Raw genomic sequence first — 18,781 nt, forward strand, 5'->3', positions numbered from 1 at the left:
GGAGGAGGGGATGAAACCGACGTCGGTCCTGCCGCCCCCTCCGTCAGGCCGCGCCTGCCACCTCTGCCTGGCGGAGGATATTTGACCCCGCTTTCTCCCCGATGGCGATATGGCGGACTCGCGGTGTTGCTGTGCCTCGCCTCGATTGCGGCGGCGTGGCCCGGCGTGGCGATGTACGACACCGTCGCGCAATATGGGCAGGTGTTGTCGGGTCGCTATGACGACTGGCATCCGCCGGTGATGGTGCGCCTATGGGCGGTGCTGGCGCCGTTCGGCCCCGGCGCGATGCCGATGCTGGTTCTGCAACTCGTCACCTATTGGACGGGCCTCGGCCTGATCGCCGCGGCGCTTGCCGGGGCAGGCGCGCGTGGTCGCGCGGTCGCTATCCTGTGCGTAGGTGCGTTGCCGCCGTTCCTTGGGTGGCAGATCGTCATATTAAAGGATGCGCAGCTAGTCGGCGCAGTGCTGGCGGCTACGGGGCTGGTCGCATGGTGGCGGCTGCGCGATTCGCGTATTCCACCGGTCGCCTTGGCCGCGATCGTCATGCTCCTCGGCTATGCAATATTGGTGCGCGCGAACGCGGTGTTCCTCGTGGTGCCGCTGGTTGTGATGATGCTCCCGGTTCGCCCGATGGCCAGGATCGGCATCGGACTGGTCGCGATCCTCGTGGTGCTGGCCGTATCGCCGATCATTAACCACCGCGTGTTCGCGGCCGCGCCGAGCGGGGTCGAGCGCACGCAAGCATTGTACGATCTCGCCGGCATCGCATCGCGGGTACCCGATGCGGCGCATATCGGACTGACCGCGCAGGAAGCGCATGCAGTGATCGCGCGGCAGTGTTCGAAGCCGTTCTTCTGGGATCCGCTGGGCGACGAGGCGCATTGCGCGCCGGTGATGGCGCGGCTTCAGGCGCAGCCGGTCGGGCAGCTCTACACCTCGCTGGTCGACGCCATCCTGCGCCATCCGGTCGCCTATGCGGGCCAGCGGCTGTCGCATTGGAATTCGACCGAGCGCTGGCTGGTGCCATTCCGCTGGCCGAATGCGGCACCGCCCGCCGACTCCGAGCCCAACGCGCTGAAGCTAGGCCGCGTCGGCGTGTTCGCGCGGGGGTGGCAGGTGTTGGCGCGCAGCGTGGTCGAAACACCGCTGGGCTGGCCGATCGCGTGGCTGGTGGCGGCGGTGACCACGATCGCCGTCGCGGTGCAACGGCCGCGAGCGCCGGCCCGCGATCTTGCGCTCGCCCTGCTCGCATCGGGTGTGGCGCTCGAGCTGAGCTTCGGCGTGCTGAGCATCGCGTCGGACCTGCGCTATCATTTGTGGTCGATGATCGCGACTGCGGTGGCGATCGTGCTGCTGGCGGACGGCCGGTCACGGCCACGTCGGACCGTCGGGATAGGCGCGGGGGCGCTGGCTGTCGTGATCGCTGGCGGGATCGTCGCCCGAGTGTGGTTGCCGGCGCCCCCCGCGACCTATCAGGCCATGCTGGGCCAGGTCGCAAAACCGCGCTAGGCCGCCACGGACGAGTCCCAGCGGCGGCTGGCGAGTTCGCGAGCCTCCTCAACCGGGAGCGGCCGACCGAAATAATAGCCCTGGACCTTGGTACAGCCGAACTCCTGCACCATCCGGTGCTCGGCCTCGGTCTCGACGCCTTCCGCGGTTGTCGCCATCCCCAGGCTCTCGGCGAGCGCCACCACCGCGCGGATGATCGCGATCGCCTCGCGCACGCCCTTTGCGGCGTCCCGCACGAAGCCGCGATCGATCTTGATCGACGAGAACCGCGTACGGCTGAGATAGCCGAGCGACGAATAGCCGGTGCCGAAGTCATCGAGGCTGAGCCGGACGCCCAGGTCGAGCACGCGCTCCAGCACTTTGGTCGCGCTCAGGCCCTCGTGCATGAACACGCTTTCAGTCACTTCGAGTTCGAGCCGCTCGGCGGAGAGTCCGGTGTTCGCCAGCGCGCTGGTGACGGTCGTCACGAAACTGGGGCTCTGCAGCTGGTCGGGCGAAACATTGACCGCGATCCGGATGTTGGACGGCCATTTCGCCGCCTCCTCACACGCGGTCCGCAGAACCCAGGCACCCATCGGCGCGATCAACTGCGCGTCCTCGGCGAGCGGAATGAACTTGTCGGGCGAAACATTGCCGAATTCAGGGTTGGTCCAGCGCAGCAGCGCCTCGAACCCGCGAAGCTGCCCTGATCCGGCGTCGACGACCGGCTGGTACATCAGGTGCATCTCGCCCTTCTCGACCGCCGATCGCAGCGCCATTTCGAGTACGCGGCGCTCCTCGGCCTGGACATGCAGCTCGGGCTCATAGGTCCGGAACACGCCGCGGCCGGCATCCTTGGCGCGGTATAGCGCGAGATCGGCGGAGCGGATCAGCATCTCCGCCGTGCGACCGTCGCGGGGCCCGACCGCAAGGCCGACGCTGGCGCCGATGTACAGCGTATGCTGATCGATCTCATAGGGGCGTGAAAGCGTCTCGATAATCCGGCGTGCCAGGTGTTCGAGAGCGACATGATCGGTCCCATCGCGGATGACGACGGCGAATTCGTCGCCGCCCAGCCGCCCGCACAACGTCGCGTCGGTCATGAGCTGACCCAGCCGTTCGGATACCCGTCCAAGCAGCCGATCGCCGATCGGGTGACCCAGCGTATCGTTGACAGCCTTGAAGCGATCGAGGTCGATCATCATGAACGCGCAGCGCCCGCCCCATTTGTCGGCATCCGCCATCGCGCGGGCCAATGTCTCGTTGACCATCAGCCGGTTGGGTAGGCCGGTCAGCGTGTCGAATCGCGCCATGCGATTGATCTTGTCGGCAGATGCGCATTGTTCGGTGACGTCGGAGCCGACCCCGCGGAAGCCGCAGAACTTCCCCTGTTCGCTGACCCGGGGTGATGCCGAAATCTCCCACCAGCGTTCTTCGCCGTCGATCTGCACCGGCAGCCGCAGGTCGCGAAAGCTTTCGCGCGCCTTTAGCTTTTCGGCGAGCGTTCGCAGCCCGGCGGCAAAATTGCCCGTTTCCCAGGTCGGGCCGGCAAGCACCTGCAGAAACGGCATCCCCTCGATGCTGATCGGATCGAGCCCGCAGGCATAGGCGAAACGCGGGGACGCCTTGATCACGCGGCGTGCGGAGTCGGTTTCCCACAGCCAATCTGCCCGATTCTCCTCGAATTCGCGCAGCAACAGGCTGACGGTTTCGTCCCGTTCCTGCAGCGTCATCTCGTTGGCGCGGATGATGACCAGCGACCGCGCGCGCGTCATGCACACGACCATCAACAACAGTGTGAAGATGGCGCTGCCGGCGGCGGCCGCATAATTGTGTTCGACCGCCAACTGGACGCCAATCGCTACACCGAGACCTGCCAGAAACATGAGGGTCGCAAGCACCAGCGGCGCCATCGCAACGCTGGCCGCCGTGGTGAGGATCGTCAGCACGATGCCGAGCCCTTCGGTCGTGCCCTGGGGCGCCTGCGTACAGAAGAACAACGGTACGACCGACCACGTGGCGGCGAGGCAGACGCCTTCGAACACCGTCTCGCGCATGTCGTGCATGCTGGCATAGCTATCATCGCGGTGCCGCGTTGCCAGACGTCGAAAGGCGACGGTCGTGGCAACCGCCGCCGTCAGCGCGCCCCAGCTCGCCAGCTGCCAAAGCGGCGCGACCTTGGCCATCAGGCTGATCGTCGCCGCGATACCGGAGAGATTGACGGCCAACAGCAGCAGCGCGAGCTGACGCCCTGCCGCAAGCTGGGTCGCGCGGACACGACCCCATTCGGCCGGGTCGGGACCCTCGCGCAGCCCGACCAACGTGCGAAAATCGATAGGGCGGGTGCTCGGGCGGACGGTGGATTTGCTGGTCACCCGTCAACCATAGCCGACACCGGCTGGTCGATCGGTTGTCGGAGAGGGTTAGCGCTGCGTTAACGGTGTCCCGCCGTGGCGAGCGTCGCCGTCAGGCAGCGATGTCGTAGGGCTTGATGTCGCCGCTCAGGTACAGATTGCGCGCCTTGGCGCGGCTGAGCTTGCCCGAGCTGGTGCGTGGCAGCGTGCGCGGCGGGATTAGTTCGATCACGCAGTTCATGCCCGTCACCGACCGCACGCGTTCACGGATTTCGTCGCGCAGCCGGGTACGTTCGCCCTCGTCCGAGCTCCGGCACTGGACCAGCACTGCGGGCGTTTCCTCGCCCCCCGGAGTGGTGATCGCGAACGCGGCGATGTCGCCCGCCTTGAAGCCGGGGAGCTGCTCGACCGCCCACTCGATGTCCTGCGGCCAGTGGTTGCGGCCGTTGACGATGATCATGTCCTTGGCGCGACCGACGATGTAGATATAGCCATCCGACATGTACCCCATGTCGCCGGTGTCGAGCCAACCGTTCGCCATGCAGGCGTCGGTGGCCGCCTCGTCGCGGAAATAGCCGACCATCACCGACTTGCCCTTGCACCACACCTTGCCGATCGCACGCTCGGGCAGGGGGGTGCCGTCCTCTTCACGGATCTCGACGACCATGTCGCGCACCGGCTTGCCGCAATTGACGATCGCGCGGTAGCGCTGCGGCCGGTCTTTGCCGTAGGCGCCGCCCGACAGTTGCGTTTCCTCGACGAGTTCGACGCGAATGCCTTCGCCCGGCGGCATCAACGACACTGCGAGCGTGGCCTCGGCCAGGCCGTAGCTCGGCAGGAACGCACTGGCTTTGAACCCGGCATCGGCGAACGCATCGACGAAGCTCTGCATCACGTCGGGGCGGATCATGTCGGCGCCGTTGCCCGCCACGCGCCAGCGCGACAGGTCGAAGCGGTCGCCGGCCTTGGTCTGGCTCGACATGCGCCGCGCGCAGATGTCGTAGCCGAAGGTCGGCGAATAGCTGAGCGTGGTGCCCGCATTGCGGCTGATCAGGTCGAGCCAGGCGAGCGGCCGCCGCGCGAAATCCTCTGTCTTCAGGTAATCGGTCGAAACCTGGTTGGCGATGGGCGACAGGAAGCAGCCGACCAGCCCCATGTCGTGATACCAGGGCAGCCATGACACGCAGCGATCGGTGTCGCACACTTCCATGCCATGGCTGTGCGCGGCGAGATTGTTGAGCAATGCGGCGTGGGTGATGACCACGCCGTGCGGGAAGCGCGTCGATCCGCTGCTGTACTGAAGATACGCGATGTCGTCGGGGCTCGCCGCCGGCAGGGTCGCCTTGGGCGCCTCGCGCGCCGCGAACTCGGACCAGTCGATGCCATCGACGCCGGCGAGCCGCGCCGCCTCGCTCGCCATCTGCGCGAGTTCGGGCGGGAAGATCAGCATCTTGGGATCGCAGCTCGCGAGCTGGACGCGCAGCTGTTCGATGTACGAATCGCGTCCGCCGAACGATGTCGGCAGCGGCAGCGGCACCGGCCAGGCGCCGGCATAGACCACGCCGAAGAACAGCGCGGCAAATTCCGGACCGGTTTCGGCGACCAGCGCAATGCGATCCTGAGGCGCCACACCCGCGGCGATCAGCCGGTCGGCCATCGCCAGCGCGTCGGCGCGCAGCTCCGCGTACCGATAAGGGCGGGCCAAGGTACCGCGCGCGTCGTGGAAGTTCAGGCCGCGGTTGCCGGTGGCGGCATAATCGAGCGCCTCGCCCAGCGTGCCGAAATCGGCGAAGCGGCGCGGCAGCGCATCTTCGGTGGGCGTCGCGCGGAGCGTATCCGCCGTGCTCGCCGATGAGAGGTTGGTCATCGCAGTCCCTGTCTTCGTCATGGCGTCGCGGTCGGGCGCCTCGCCAATCTATGGCCCTGACAGGCCGTGGCGTTCAATTTCGGTTGTCACTGTGGCACAATGATGGCGTGCCTAGAAACGATACCGCCCGAACACGCGAACCGCGCGTCATTCCACCGCTCGATGCGGCCGCGCTGGAGCGGCTGGCGCTGCGCTATGTCGAGCGGTTCGCGACCTCACGCGGCAAGCTGACCCAATATCTGGTCCGCAAGATCCGCGAACGGGGCTGGGAGGGCGAGCCGGCGGATGCGGCAGCGCTGGCGGAGCGGATGGCCGAGCTCGGTTATGTCGACGACCGTGTCTTCGCCGAGGCGAAGGCGGCGGCGATGCAACGACGGGGTTTGGGCGGCCGACGGGTCGCCGGCGCGTTGCGCGAGGCGCGGATCGACGAGGCGGATACCGATGCGGTCGCGCCCGCGATCGCCGATCGCGCCGTGACGTCGGCACTGGCGTTTGCACGCCGCAAACGGATCGGGCCTTATGCACTGGTCGAGGCGGACCGCGTGCTGCGCGAGAAACAGATCGGCGCGATGATCCGCGCCGGGCACGGCTTCGCGCTGTCGCGGCGGATCGCATCGGCGCCACCGCTTGCGGACGCTAGCGCCGAAATCGATGAGAAAGATTTCGAATGATGCACTGCGGGATCGTTGCGGCTGCGACGAACCGTGCTAGCAGTAGTATTACGGGGGTAAGTTCACATGCGTAGCGAGACGCAAGCGGAAGACGATGAGCCGGCCGGCCCCTTTGCTGCGGACGGCGCGGACGCACGTCCGATCGCGGGCGTGATCAAATGGTTCGACGTGACGCGCGGGTTCGGCTTCGCGGTCGCCGATGATGCAACGGTCGGCGACATCCTCGTGCATTTTTCGGTCCTGCAACCGCATGGCCGCCGCAGCCTACCCGAAGGCGCGCGCGTCGAAACCTTGGCGGTGCAGCGTGGCCGCGGGTTCCAGGCGCGCGAGATCGTTTCGATCGACATGAGCGGCGCTGTGGAAGAAGTCGCACGCACGCCGAGCGCGACCGACCGGGTCGATCCCGTCGCGCTGCTCGATGGGGCCGGCCCCTATGAACGAGTGTCGGTGAAATGGTTCAACCGGCTGAAGGGCTACGGTTTCCTGGTGCGTGCGAAGGACGGCGCCGATATATTCGTGCATATGGAAACGCTCCGCCGCGCCGGCATCGAGCAGGTTGAACCCGAACAGCCGCTGCGCGCGCGGATCGTCAGTGGGCGTAAAGGGCCGCTTGCCGTGGCCGTCGAAGAGGATGCCGGATGATCGTATCGACCAAGGCGGCGCTGGCGGCGCTGCTGTTGCTGGGGACGGCGGGCGGCGTCGCCGTCGTCGCGACGCGCGGGGGTGATACCGAACAGCCGGCGGTGAAGACCATGCCGCTGACGATCGCCAGCGTGAGTGGCGCGCACCGGTTCACGGTCGAGATCGCCAAGACGGCAGTCGAGCAGGAGCGGGGGCTGATGTACCGCACCGATCTGACGCCGAACGGCGGCATGATCTTCTGGCCCTATCCGGCGGACGGCGGGCCTCCGCGCGCCGCCAGCTTCTGGATGAAGAACACGCCGAGCCCGCTCGATATCATCTATATCCGGCCGGACGGCACGATCGCGCGGATCGCCGAGAATGCCGTGCCATTCTCCGAAACACCGATCCCCTCGGGTGAGCCGGTCGGTGCGGTGCTCGAGATCATGGGCGGCAGGGCCGCCACGCTCGGGATCGCCGAGGGCGACCGCGTGACCTGGGCAGGCGGGCCGAAGGGCTGATCCGTCATGCCGGACTTGGTCCGGCATCCATGGCACCGCGTTCCCCCGACGTTCTGGTTCGCGACGCGATGGACCCCGGACCAAGTCCGGGGTTACGAAAGGGTTTTGTCGGCCGGCCGGCCATCGCCTGTTGCTGCTCGCCGCCCTTCGGGTTAAGCGCACGCCCATGGGCTTCCTCGCATCGACCTTCACCTGGTGGAACGGCGCCACCCTTGGCACCAAATTCGGCCTTCGCGGCAAGGCGAAGATGGGCGAAGATGCGCTCGGCAACGTCTATTACGAGGGGGGTCGCGACACCGCTGGCAACCCGCGGCGCTGGGTGATCTATTCGGGTTCGACCGACGCCAGCCGCGTACCGCCGGCATGGTTCAGCTGGCTGCATCATCAGGTAGACGACGTGCCCGATCGTGCGCTGCCCCCGATTCGGCCGTGGCAGAAGCCCGCGCTGGCCAACATGACCGGTACGCCGCTCGCGCATCGCCCTGCGGGTGCGCTCGAAAAGGGCGGTAATCGCGCTGCCGCGACCGGCGATTACGAAGCCTGGACGCCCGAAGGATGACACGCTGGATCGCCGCGGCCGTGTTGGTCGCGGTGCTCGGCGTCGGCGGATGGTTTGGCTATCGCGCCTGGACCGGGTCTGCCACCACGACCGTCGCGGCACGACAGGATCTGCCAATGCCGGAAGCCACCGGCGACGGGTCGGTCGAGACGATCGATACCACCACCGCCACGATCGCGAACGGCGGCACGCCGATGGCGCAACGCGTCGCGGTGCTCGGCCTACTTAACAAGCGCAACGGCGATAGCCGCGAGATCACGTTGAAGCCCGGACAGGCGACGCGGATCGGCGATGTCGTGCTGCGGCTGCGCGCGTGCGAACGGACCGCGCCGTGGGAGCCGGAGCAGCTCACCGGTGCGTTCGTGCAGGTGGTCGTGCGCGGTGTGGACAAGCGCTGGCGGCGGACGTTTTCGGGTTGGTTGTTCAAGGAACGCCCCGCGCTGAACGCGGTGGAGCACCCGATCTACGACGTATGGACTAAGAGCTGCGCGATGAGCTTCCCGCAGACCGGCGCCGACACGGTTTCCGCGTCTGAGCCCGCGCCCGCCAACCGGTCGAGCGCGCCGAAATCGCCGGCGGCCAAACCGTCGGAGGCGCCCGCGCCAACCACGCCCGCCAGCGCCGCGCTCAGCAACGCCACGTAATCGGTGCGCCCGATCTCGATCGCGCCGAGCGATTCGAGGTGCGAAGTCTGGAACTGGCAGTCGAGCAGCGTGAACCCGCCGGCCTTCAGCCGCGCGACTAGGGCGGCGAGCGCGACCTTCGACGCGTCGGTGGCGCGGCTGACCATGCTTTCGCCGAAGAACGCACGGCCGAGCGCAAGGCCGTAGAGACCGCCGACCAGCCGATCGCCATCCCAGCATTCGACCGAATGCGCGAACCCCATCGCGTGCAGCGTCAGGAAGACGCGCTCGATCCCGCCGTTTATCCACGTCTCGGGGCGTCCCTCGACGCTCTCGGCGCAGAGCTGCACGACCTGTTCGAACGCGGTGTCGACGGTTACGCGGAACTTGTCCGAGAGGATGCGTTTCCTAAGCGATTTCGAGAGCCGGAATCCGTCGAGCGGCAGGATCGCGCGCCGTCGCGGTTCGACCCAATAGACGCTGGCGGCGTCGCGGTTGTCCGCCATCGGGAACACCCCGACCGAATAGGCGCCGAGCACGAGCTGCGGGTCGAGCATCTCCATCAGACCGCGATCCGACGTTCGACCGCGCGCCACAACTCGGCGAACGCCCGCGCTGCGGGCGATCGGGGCGCGCAGACCCCGACCGGTTCGCGCTTCGCCGCCATCCCCTCGATCGCGCTCGCCATCGGCACGATCGGCCAGTCGGGGTTCGCGGCCAGCGCGTCGGCGTGCAGCGCGCGGCGGCGGTCGACCATCACATGCACGGGCATCAGCGGCGCCCGGCCACCCAGGTGTCGTGCAACGGCGTCATAGGCACGTTGCGACAGCGGGGAGGGAATGACGGGGATCACGATCAGGTCGGCAGCGCGCATGACTTGGTCCGCCGTCTCGGTCAGGCCCGGCGGGCAGTCGAGGATGACGCGGTCATAGGCCTTGAGCTCGGCGAGCAGCTTGGCGAGCCGCTTCTTCTTGTCGAGATCATGGAAGAGTTGGTCGAGCCCGCGCAGCGAGGCGTCGGCGCCAATCAGGTCCAGTTTAGGATAGCGGGTCGGTCGAGCCTGTCGCGCGACTGCGACGTCCTTCGAGAACATCGCCTGGGCCTGATCGGTCGGCGCGCCGCCGAGCAACCACGTCGCCGCCGCCTGAGGGTCGAGGTCCCAGAGCAGGGTGCGGCGTGCGGAGTTCGCGGCTGCGCACCAGGCCAGATTGACCGCGAGGGTCGTCTTCCCGACGCCGCCCTTCAGGCTGTAGATAGCGATGGTCGCCATGCAAACGAGCGTGCCGCCGTACCGTCGCCAAGACAAGCCACAGACGCAAAAACGGCCGACGGAACATTCCGCCGGCCGTCCTTTCATACGGTACTTTGACTTAAGCGTGGCAGGTCTGCGCCGACTTGCCCGGCTGGGTCAGCGTGACGCTCGCCTGGTCGCCGGTCATCGACCAGCCGCCCTCGGCGGTCATCGGCGCACCGGCGGTCGGGGCGACCAGTTTGGTCGGCGTGCCGCCCTGCTTCGTGCGGACGTTGACCTGCTTGTCGCCCTCGAAGAAGGTCACATAGACCAGCGTATTGTCCTTGCAGCGCAGCGTCTGCTCGGCCTTGATCGCCGGCGGCAGTTCGACGGGCGCGGCGTTGGCCAGCGTATTCGCCATCGGGTCCGGATTGTTATCCACTACCTCGGGCGAAGCGGGCTTGGAGTTGCAGGCGGCCAGCGCGAGCAGCGCGGCAACGGCGGTCATGGAGATGATTTTCATAGCGACGACGGACTTCGCGCACGCAGCATGGAGCGTCAAGACGGTTTGCGGCGGGGCGTCCCGAAATCTGACGCTACGGCATGCGCGACGTGGTTCCGCAGTGCACACAAATCCCGGCCGCCACCCGTTGGCGTGGGGCATCGCCATGGCCATATCCCAGCAAGCAGGCCGTACGACCACGCGCGGCCTCATACTGAGGAATAGCATGTCCACATCAGCCAATGCCTTCGCCGCCCAGTCGGCGACCAGTCCGCTTGCCCCGTTCAGCATCGATCGTCGCGATCCAGGCCCCCGCGATGTCGCAATCGACATCCTGTTCTGCGGCGTGTGTCATTCGGATCTGCACACCGCGCGCGGTGAATGGGAAGGCACGCTGTACCCGTGCGTGCCCGGCCATGAGATCGTCGGACGGGTTCGCGCGGTCGGCGATGCGGTGACCAAGTTTGCGGTCGGCGATATCGCCGGGGTGGGCTGCATGGTCGGCAGCTGCGGGCATTGCCCGTCGTGCAACGACGGCGAAGAGCAATATTGCGAGACCACCGGGTTCGTCGGCACGTATAACGGCCCCGATCCGGTGCTCGGCGGCCACACATTCGGTGGCTATTCCGATCATATCGTCGTCGACGAGGGCTATGTGCTCAAGGTCGCCACGCCGAGGCGGATCTCGCCGCGGTCGCTCCGCTGCTGTGCGCCGGTATCACCACCTATTCGCCGCTCAAGCACTGGAAGGTCGGACCCGGCCAGAAGGTCGGCATCGTCGGCCTGGGCGGACTCGGCCATATGGGCGTCAAGATCGCCGCCGCGATGGGTGCCGAGGTCTATGTGTTCAGCACGTCACCCGGCAAACGCGAGGACGCCAAGCGGCTGGGCGCCGTCGACCTGATCGTGTCGCGCGATGCAGGCGAGATGGCGGCGCACGCCAACAGCTTCGACTTCATCCTCAACACCGTCGCCGCGGCGCACGACCTCGATCCGTTTCTCAATCTGCTCAAGCGCGACGGCACGATGACGTTGGTGGGTGTGCCGGAGACGCCGCATCCTTCGCCTTCGGTGGGCAATTTGGTGTTCAAGCGTCGGGCACTGGCGGGGTCGCTGATCGGCGGGATTGCGGAGACGCAGGAAATGCTCGATTTCTGCCACCAGCATGGCCTGACCTCGGATATCGAGATGATCGATATCCAGGAGATCGAGACCGCCTATGCGCGGATGGTGAAGAGCGACGTCAAATACCGCTTCGTCATCGACATGGCCTCGCTGAAGGCCGCGTAAGCCGCAGCGGTACGCGCGACCCCGGCGTTGGCTGGGGTCGTGTTTGCGGTGACGAGGCTTTTCTTTGGCATAGCATAGCTCGCTTGCCGCGGGCGGGGCGCGCCGCCATTTAGGACGGATGCACACACTACCCGATACGCTGTCCCTGATCGGCAACACCCCGCTCGTCCGCCTCAAGGGCCCGAGCGAGGCCGCCGGCGCCGAGATCTTCGGCAAATGCGAGTTCACCAACCCCGGCGCGTCGGTGAAGGACCGCGCCGCGCTGTATATCGTCGAGGATGCCGAGGCGCGCGGCGCGCTGCAGCCTGGCGGCACGATCGTCGAGGGCACCGCGGGCAACACCGGCATCGGCCTGGCGTTGGTCGCCAACGCCAAGGGCTACAAGACGATCATCGTCATGCCCGAGACGCAGAGCCGCGAGAAGATGGACACGCTGCGCGCGCTCGGCGCCGAACTGGTGCTGGTCCCGGCGGCGGCCTTTTCCAGCCCGTGCCATTTCGTCCACACGTCGCGACGGATCGCCGGGGAGACGCCCGGCGCGATCTGGGCCAATCAGTTCGACAACACCGCCAACCGCCGCGCGCACATCGTCGGGACCGCGGAAGAAATCTGGACGCAGATGGACGGCCGGATCGACGGCTTCACCTGCGCGGCCGGCACCGGCGGCACGATCGCCGGGGTAGGGCTCGGCCTAAAGGCGAAGGACGAGGCGGTCCGCATCGCGCTCGCCGATCCGCATGGCGCGGCGCTGTACAATTACTATGCGCACGGCGAGTTGAAGGCCGAAGGCTCGTCGGTCGCCGAAGGTATCGGGCAGGGGCGCATCACCGCCAATCTGGAGGGCGCACCGATCGATACGCAGTTCCGCATCTCCGATCAGGAGGGCATGTACTGGGTTCGCCGACTGCTCGACGAGGAAGGGCTGTGCCTGGGTCTCTCGTCGGGGATCAACGTGGCCGGCGCGGTCGCGCTCGCGCGGCAATTGGGGCCGGGCAAACGCGTCGCGACGATCCTGTGCGACAGCGGGTTCCGGTATCTGTCGACGCTGTACAACCCCGAATGGCGCGCCGCAAAGGGGCTGGCGGAGGGGGCGTATTGAGGTTCGGTCGACAAACACGCGCCGGTCGGGTATTTCCGCGCGCCAAGATGAAGTCACACCAGCATCTCTCACAAACCGGGCAACGCGTGAAGGTCGGCATGATCGGCCTTGCGGTGATCGTTTTGTTTATCGGCCTTGCCAGCGCGATCATCGGATCGGCGACGCGCGAGCGGCCGGTGTTGACGGCGGGCGCCGAGCAGAGCCGGGCGGTCGTGACCGCGGCAGTTACCCAGGACAACGCCGCCGACCGCAGTGGCGAGCCGCTCGCCCAGATGGGCGTCGCGCCAGGCGCCAACACGCAGGCCCAGGCTGTTCAGTGACGATCCGGGGAAATCCGGGGATTGCGCCTGATCCGTGCGCGAAGGCCGCGGTTTTGCGCCCCTGTACCCCGATGAACCAAACCGGGACGGATTCCCGTTCCCCCAGCAACGGCAGTCGAAAAACCGGCTGATCCCGCAATTTCCCCAATTCTCCCGTTGCGTCCCCGATCCGCTGTGATAGACAGACGGAAGTATAGGGGCACGCTCATCGTTTGCTGACGCAGGCGCTGGAACCGCGACGATGGTCGCGTTCCGGAACGAGATGGCGCGCGCCATGCAAAGGGTTTTGGCGTGACGGGCAGGGGTCGGTATCAGGGAGACGGCATCGGCCTTGTCGACGACAAGGGCCGGGTAGCCATCCCCTCCGCACTCCGCACCACGCTGTCGGCCAACGCGCCCAAGGCCAATGGCAAGGACGGCGGCACCATTATCATCGGCGCGCATCAGAAGAACCGCTGCCTCGTCGCGTATGACCCGGGCTATGTCGACCTGCTCGCCGAGCGGCTGGACCGGCTCGAAGCCGCCAATCCGACCGAAGACGGCGACATCGATTACAATCGCAAGCGCGCCGGTGCCTCGGGCGAGGCGGTGCCGTTCGATGGCTCGGGCCGCTTCATCATGCCGGCGTTCCCGCGCTTCTATGCGGGGATCAAGGGGCACGCGTTCTTCTACGGCGTGCTCGACTATATCGAGATCTGGGACCCTGCGACGCTGATCGCCACCGACGGATTGCCCCCCGTCGTCAAGGAAATGGCGCGCTTCTACATGGCCGAACGCGGGGTCGAACTGTGAGCCGCCCCGACGCTCCGCACATCCCGGTGCTGATCGACGAGGTCGTCGCCGCGCTCGCCCCCGCGCCCGGCGAGACGATCGTCGACGGCACGTTCGGTGCCGGCGGCTATACCCGCGTGCTGCTGGCGAGCGGCGCGCAGGTCATCGCGTTCGACCGTGATCCCGACGCGATCGCCGCGGGCGAAGCGCTGGCGCTCGACGGGCTGACTTTGGTCGCGGCGGATTTCTCGGCGATGGAAAGCGAGCTTGAGGCGCGCGGCGCCGTGCCGGTCGACGGCGTGACCCTCGACATCGGCGTGTCGTCGATGCAGCTCGACCAGGCCGAGCGCGGCTTCTCGTTCCAGTCCGATGGGCCGCTCGATATGCGGATGGCGCAGGCCGGCATGTCGGCGGCGGACTTTCTGAACGAAGCCGACGAGGCCGAGATCGCCGACATCATCTATCAATATGGCGACGAGCCCAAGTCGCGGCGCGTGGCCCGCGCGATCGTCGCCGCGCGGCCGCTGACGCGGACCGGCGAGCTGGCGCACATCGTCCGCCGCGCGCTTGGCTACAAGCCGCACGACAAGAAGGATCCCGCGACGCGCGTGTTCCAGGCGATCCGTATCCATGTGAACCGCGAACTGGGCGAACTGGCGGACGGGTTGGAGGCGGCCGAGCGCGTGCTGAAGCCGGGCGGTCGCCTGGCGATCGTCACCTTCCACAGTCTCGAAGACCGGATGGTCAAACGCTTCCTGCGCGAGCGCAGCGGCGGGACGCCTTCAGGTTCGCGACATCTTCCGCAGGCCAGTGCGCCGGCTGCCCCGAGTTTCGAGGCGGTCGGCCGCGGTGTGAAGGCGGGCGAGGCCGAGCTGGCGCGCAACCCGCGCGCGCGGTCGGCAACGTTACGAACGGCGCGGCGAACCGCGGCATTACCCTGGGCGAAAGAGGTGACGACATGACGGCGGCGTATCGGTTGAGGGGCGTGGGTTGGTTCGGGGGCTGCGTGGCCGTCGTGCTCGGCTTCTATCTGGTGTCGCTGCAGGTGGCGGCGGAGCGCAAGAAGCTGGATACGGTCAATGGCCAGATCCGCTCGGCGGAGCGCGACATCCGCGCGCTCGAGACCGAATTCGACACGCGCGCCAACCTGGCGCAGCTCGAGCGCTGGAACGGCGACACGCTGGCGTTGTCAGCTCCCGTCGCCGGGCAGTTCGTGACGAGTGAAAATGCGCTGGCGTCGATCGACGTGACTCAGCCGCTGAATGGCGTGGGCCAGACGCAGATGGCGGCACTGGTGGTGCCCGCGATGACCGTTGCCACGCCCAAGCCGATCCAGGCGCTTGCGGCTGCCGCACCCAAGCCGCTGAACGTTGCGGTGCAGACCGCGGCGAACACCGCGCTGAAGCCGACGGTCATCCGCGCATCGACCGGTTCGTCGCGTACGGCGGAAGCGGCGATCGTCCGCGCCCTTCCGCAGCGGATGGCCGACAAGCTCAACGAGCGGATGGCCGCGGTGTCGAAGGTCCGGCCACAGGCGGTCGCTATGCTCGACAGCAAGCTGTTGTCCGACAACACGCTCGGTGACATTCTCAGCGGCGCGCGCGCCGAGGCGCGTCGCCGCCGATGACCGTTCTCGTCGCCCGGCCCGCCCCCGAGCGACGCACCGCCGGCCAGCGCCATGCGCTGGTCGCGACCGCGCATACGCGCCTGATGATGCTGATGTTCCTGTTCGGCGCCGCAGTGCTTCTGGTGATCGCACGGCTGGGCATGTTGGCGATCCAGACCTCGATGGCCGATCCGCAGGCCGTCGCCGCCACGATCGCGGCGCGCGGCGACATCGTCGATCGCAACGGCGCGCCGCTCGCGCGGACGATCGACGCCTGGACGATCGCGGTCCACCCGAAAAAGCTGATCGGCGACCCGACCGATATCGCCAGCAAGCTCGCCGCGCTGATGCCCGAAGGCGGCGACCAGGCGCATTATTATGCGGTGCTGACCTCCAACCGCAATTTCGCCTATCTGCAGCGTCGGGCCTCGCCGGCGCTGGTCGAGCAGGTCAATGCGATCGGCGAGCCCGGCATCGTCTTCGACCGCGAGACGCAGCGGCTGTACCCGCAGTCGACGATGGCCTCGCATGCGCTCGGCTTCCTGTCGACCGACGGCCACGGCGTAAGCGGGATGGAGCGCGTGCTCGACGAGCGGCTGACCAATCCGGCGCTCAGCCAGACCCCCGTCGCGCTGTCGCTCGACACCCGCGTTCAGGCGGCGATGGACAGCGAGCTCAGCCGCGCGATGACGACGTTCGGCGCGCGGGCAGCCGCGGGCGTAGTCCTGGACGTGCATACCGGCGAAGTGATCGCGATGACCTCGCTGCCGTTCTTCAACCCCAATCGCGTCGGGATGGCGGGCACCGAGGAACTGCGCAATTCGGTGACCCAGAGCGTCTATGAGCTCGGCTCGACGTTCAAGCCGATCGCAATGGCGACCGCGCTCGACACCGGCATCGTCACCAACATCGCGCGGCGCTTCGATGCGACGCACCCGCTGAAGGTCGGACGCTACACGATCCATGACGAGCGCGGCGATCCCAAGCGCTGGCTCAACATCCCCGAGACGCTGATCTATTCGTCCAACGTCGCGACCTCGCGCGTGGCGGACGAGGTCGGTGCCGCGAAGATGCAGGCGATGTTCCGCAAGCTGGGGTTCGACACCCGCCCCGATATCGAACTGCGCGAAAAGGCACGGCCGCTGTGGCCGAAATACTGGGCGCGAACGACCGTGATGACCACCGCGTTCGGGCACGGCATCGCGGTGACGCCGCTGCACCTTGCGAGCGCCTATGCCGCGCTCGTCAATGGCGGCACCTGGCGCCCCGCGACCTTGCTCAAGGTTGGACCGGGCCACGCCGCCAAGGGGCGCCGTGTGATCAGCGAGGCGACCAGCGCGCGGATGCGGCAGATGCTGCGGCTGGTCGTGCTGCGCGGCACGGGTCGCAAGGGCGAGGCGCCCGGCTACCGCGTCGGCGGCAAGACCGGTACCGCCGAAGCCGCGGTCGCGGGCGGTTATGATCGTTCGCGTAACGTGGCGACGTTCGTTGCCGCCTTCCCGATGGATGCGCCGCGCTACGTCGTGCTGGCGATGCTCGATTCGCCCAACGGCACCAAGGAAACCGGCGGCTGGAAGACCGCGGCCTGGAACGCGGCGCCGGTCGTCGGCCGGACGATCTCGCGGGTTGGATCGATGCTGGGCGTGATTCCCGACAATAATCGCGATATCGACGTCTCCGACCTGACGCCCCTGCTCTGGCAGGAGCCGGGGGCGAAACAGCCGACGGGACAATGAGGATGGGCGAATGAAACTTGGTGCGCTGATCGGCTCCGACGTTCCCGGGGCGGACGAGCGCCAGGTCACCGGCTTCGCGATCGACCATCGCAAGGTGGCGCCGGGCACCGTCTTCGGCGCGTTCGAGGGCGCGCGCGTGAATGGCGAAGACTATATCGCCGATGCGATCCGGTCCGGCGCGATCGCCATCGTCGCGCGGCCCGGTCTGCGGATCGAGGGGGCCGCGTACATCGCGCGCGCCAACCCGCGCGAGGCGTTCGCGAAGCTCGCCGCGCGGTTCTTCGCGCCGTTCCCGGCCACCGCGGTCGCGATCACCGGCACGAACGGCAAGACCTCGTGTGTCGAAATGACGCGGCAATTGTGGCGGATGGCGGGGTTCCATGCTGCATCGATCGGGACTCTGGGCGTGACGACCGCCGATGAGCGGGTCACCACCGGGTTGACGACGCCCGACGTCGTCACTTTCCTGTCCAACGTCGCCGGCCTCGCCCGCGAAGGGGTGACCCATCTGGCGTTCGAGGCGTCAAGCCACGGCCTGACGCAGTACCGGACCGAGGGCTTACGCGTCGCGGCGGCGGCGTTCACCAATCTCAGCCGCGACCATCTCGACTATCACGGCGACATGGCGGCGTATTTCACCGCCAAGATCCGGCTGTTCTCCGAAGTGCTGTCGCCCGAGGGGGCGGCGGTGGTCTGGGCGGACGATCCGCAGAGCGCACGCGTCATCGATCTGGCGCGCGAGCGGGGCAACCGGCTGGTGACCGTCGGTACTCAAGGCGATACGTTGCGGCTGGTCGGGCGGAATCCGACCTTGCTGGGGCAGGGGCTGACGATCGAGGCCGAGGGCCAGACGTATCGGGTCAACCTGCCGTTGATCGGCGCGTATCAGGCGGCGAATGCCCTGGTGTCGGCAGGGCTGGTGATCGCCACCGGCGGCGACATCGCGAGCACGATCGCCAATCTCGCGCGGTTGCAGCCGGTGCGCGGGCGGCTGGAGCGCGCGGTGATCGCGAAGAGCGGCGCGCCGGTCTATGTCGATTATGCGCACACGCCCGACGCGCTCGAAGCGGCGATCGCGGCGCTCAAGCCGCACGCGGGCGGCAAGCTGGTTGTGGTGTTCGGCGCCGGCGGCGACCGCGACACCGGCAAGCGCGAGACGATGGGGCAGGTGGCGATCCAGCATGCCGACCGCGTGATCGTCACCGACGACAATCCGCGGACCGAGGATCCGGCAGCGATACGCCGCGACGTGCTGAAGGGTGCGGTCGGCGCGGAGGAGATCGGCGATCGTCGCGCGGCGATCGCGGCGGCGGTGCGGGAGGCAGGACCGGAGGACATCGTGTTGATCGCGGGCAAGGGGCACGAGCAGGGGCAGATCGTCGGCGAGATGGTGTTGCCGTTCGACGATGTCTCGGTGGCGCGGGAGTGCGCGGCGTGATCCGTACCCCGTCATGCCGGACGTGTTCCGGCATCCATGGTTCCGCAAACTCGCAGGCCGTTGGTTTCGCGGAAGGGTGGACCC

17 protein-coding genes and 2 pseudogenes are annotated in these 18,781 nt (G+C 67.5%); 14 read left to right on the forward strand and 5 right to left on the reverse strand.

The genetic code is table 11. The features are described from left to right. The first annotated feature begins 81 nt into the window (after positions 1-81). The gene (locus U1701_RS10390; RefSeq protein WP_332782496.1) at positions 82-1,509 is read left to right on the forward strand and encodes a hypothetical protein; all 1,428 of its coding nucleotides are present in this window, start codon (positions 82-84) and stop codon (positions 1,507-1,509) included. Here U1701_RS10390 and U1701_RS10395 read toward each other — a convergent pair. Together U1701_RS10395 and U1701_RS10400 are read right to left on the reverse strand one after the other, a co-directional pair. Further along, complete coding sequence (locus U1701_RS10395; protein ID WP_332782497.1) at positions 1,506-3,863, reverse strand: putative bifunctional diguanylate cyclase/phosphodiesterase; 2,358 nt, start codon at positions 3,861-3,863, stop codon at positions 1,506-1,508. The genes U1701_RS10390 and U1701_RS10395 overlap by 4 nt on opposite strands. A gap of 91 nt (positions 3,864-3,954) precedes the next feature. Further along, positions 3,955-5,709, reverse strand: coding sequence for a fatty acyl-AMP ligase (locus tag U1701_RS10400; RefSeq protein ID WP_332782729.1), 1,755 nt, complete (start codon positions 5,707-5,709; stop codon positions 3,955-3,957). A 107-nt stretch (positions 5,710-5,816) separates the two neighbouring features. Here U1701_RS10400 and U1701_RS10405 point away from each other — a divergent pair, with 107 nt between their 5' ends. From U1701_RS10405 to U1701_RS10425, 5 genes and pseudogenes are all read left to right on the forward strand, one after another. After that, a complete protein-coding gene (locus U1701_RS10405; RefSeq protein WP_332782498.1) occupies positions 5,817-6,380 on the forward strand; it encodes a regulatory protein RecX in 564 nt (187 codons plus the stop codon). 66 nt (positions 6,381-6,446) lie between these two features. Next, on the forward strand, positions 6,447-7,022 hold the full coding sequence (locus U1701_RS10410) for a cold-shock protein (protein WP_332782499.1): 576 nt from the start codon (positions 6,447-6,449) through the stop codon (positions 7,020-7,022). Next, positions 7,019-7,522 carry a DUF192 domain-containing protein gene (locus U1701_RS10415; RefSeq protein ID WP_332782500.1) on the forward strand — a complete coding sequence of 168 codons (504 nt, stop codon included), beginning with the start codon at positions 7,019-7,021 and terminating at the stop codon, positions 7,520-7,522. The genes U1701_RS10410 and U1701_RS10415 overlap by 4 nt, the downstream gene beginning before the upstream one ends. Positions 7,523-7,688: 166 nt before the next feature. Then, complete coding sequence (locus U1701_RS10420) at positions 7,689-8,081, forward strand: NADH:ubiquinone oxidoreductase subunit NDUFA12 (RefSeq protein WP_332782501.1); 393 nt, start codon at positions 7,689-7,691, stop codon at positions 8,079-8,081. 194 nt (positions 8,082-8,275) lie between these two features. Beyond that, positions 8,276-8,509, forward strand: a pseudogene (locus U1701_RS10425) (DUF2155 domain-containing protein); the annotation flags it as partial. A 35-nt stretch (positions 8,510-8,544) separates the two neighbouring features. On the opposite strand, the gene aat reads toward U1701_RS10425, so the two are convergent. The 3 genes from aat to U1701_RS10440 form a co-directional block, all read right to left on the reverse strand. Then, the gene (gene aat / locus U1701_RS10430) at positions 8,545-9,267 is read right to left on the reverse strand and encodes a leucyl/phenylalanyl-tRNA--protein transferase (protein WP_332782502.1); all 723 of its coding nucleotides are present in this window, start codon (positions 9,265-9,267) and stop codon (positions 8,545-8,547) included. Beyond that, positions 9,267-9,974 carry a ParA family protein gene (locus U1701_RS10435; RefSeq protein ID WP_332782503.1) on the reverse strand — a complete coding sequence of 236 codons (708 nt, stop codon included), beginning with the start codon at positions 9,972-9,974 and terminating at the stop codon, positions 9,267-9,269. The genes aat and U1701_RS10435 overlap by 1 nt, the downstream gene beginning before the upstream one ends. A 100-nt stretch (positions 9,975-10,074) precedes the next feature. Beyond that, entirely contained in the window at positions 10,075-10,443 is a 369-nt protein-coding gene (locus U1701_RS10440) for a hypothetical protein (RefSeq protein ID WP_443026032.1), read from the reverse strand. A 220-nt stretch (positions 10,444-10,663) separates the two neighbouring features. Between U1701_RS10440 and U1701_RS10445 the strand changes: the two are divergent. From U1701_RS10445 to U1701_RS10480, 8 genes and pseudogenes are all read left to right on the forward strand, one after another. Further along, positions 10,664-11,727, forward strand: a pseudogene (locus U1701_RS10445) (NAD(P)-dependent alcohol dehydrogenase). A 118-nt stretch (positions 11,728-11,845) separates the two neighbouring features. After that, complete coding sequence (locus U1701_RS10450; protein WP_332782505.1) at positions 11,846-12,826, forward strand: cysteine synthase A; 981 nt, start codon at positions 11,846-11,848, stop codon at positions 12,824-12,826. A gap of 47 nt (positions 12,827-12,873) precedes the next feature. Then, on the forward strand, positions 12,874-13,146 hold the full coding sequence (locus U1701_RS10455; protein ID WP_332782506.1) for a hypothetical protein: 273 nt from the start codon (positions 12,874-12,876) through the stop codon (positions 13,144-13,146). Between the two features lie 291 nt (positions 13,147-13,437). Next, positions 13,438-13,938 (forward strand): division/cell wall cluster transcriptional repressor MraZ, encoded by a 501-nt coding sequence (locus tag U1701_RS10460; RefSeq protein WP_332782507.1) that lies wholly within the window; start codon positions 13,438-13,440, stop codon positions 13,936-13,938. Continuing rightward, entirely contained in the window at positions 13,935-14,879 is a 945-nt protein-coding gene (gene rsmH / locus U1701_RS10465) for a 16S rRNA (cytosine(1402)-N(4))-methyltransferase RsmH (protein ID WP_332782508.1), read from the forward strand. Before U1701_RS10460 ends, rsmH begins: the two co-directional genes overlap by 4 nt. After that, positions 14,876-15,544: a hypothetical protein gene (locus U1701_RS10470; protein ID WP_332782509.1), complete on the forward strand. Its 669-nt coding sequence runs from the start codon at positions 14,876-14,878 to the stop codon at positions 15,542-15,544. Before rsmH ends, U1701_RS10470 begins: the two co-directional genes overlap by 4 nt. Beyond that, complete coding sequence (locus U1701_RS10475) at positions 15,541-17,259, forward strand: peptidoglycan D,D-transpeptidase FtsI family protein (RefSeq protein ID WP_332782510.1); 1,719 nt, start codon at positions 15,541-15,543, stop codon at positions 17,257-17,259. The genes U1701_RS10470 and U1701_RS10475 overlap by 4 nt, the downstream gene beginning before the upstream one ends. A 10-nt stretch (positions 17,260-17,269) precedes the next feature. After that, the gene (locus tag U1701_RS10480) at positions 17,270-18,697 is read left to right on the forward strand and encodes a UDP-N-acetylmuramoyl-L-alanyl-D-glutamate--2,6-diaminopimelate ligase (protein ID WP_332782511.1); all 1,428 of its coding nucleotides are present in this window, start codon (positions 17,270-17,272) and stop codon (positions 18,695-18,697) included. Positions 18,698-18,781 lie beyond the last annotated feature (84 nt).

Source organism: Sphingomonas rhamnosi (assembly GCF_036663615.1).
GTDB lineage: Bacteria > Pseudomonadota > Alphaproteobacteria > Sphingomonadales > Sphingomonadaceae > Sphingomonas.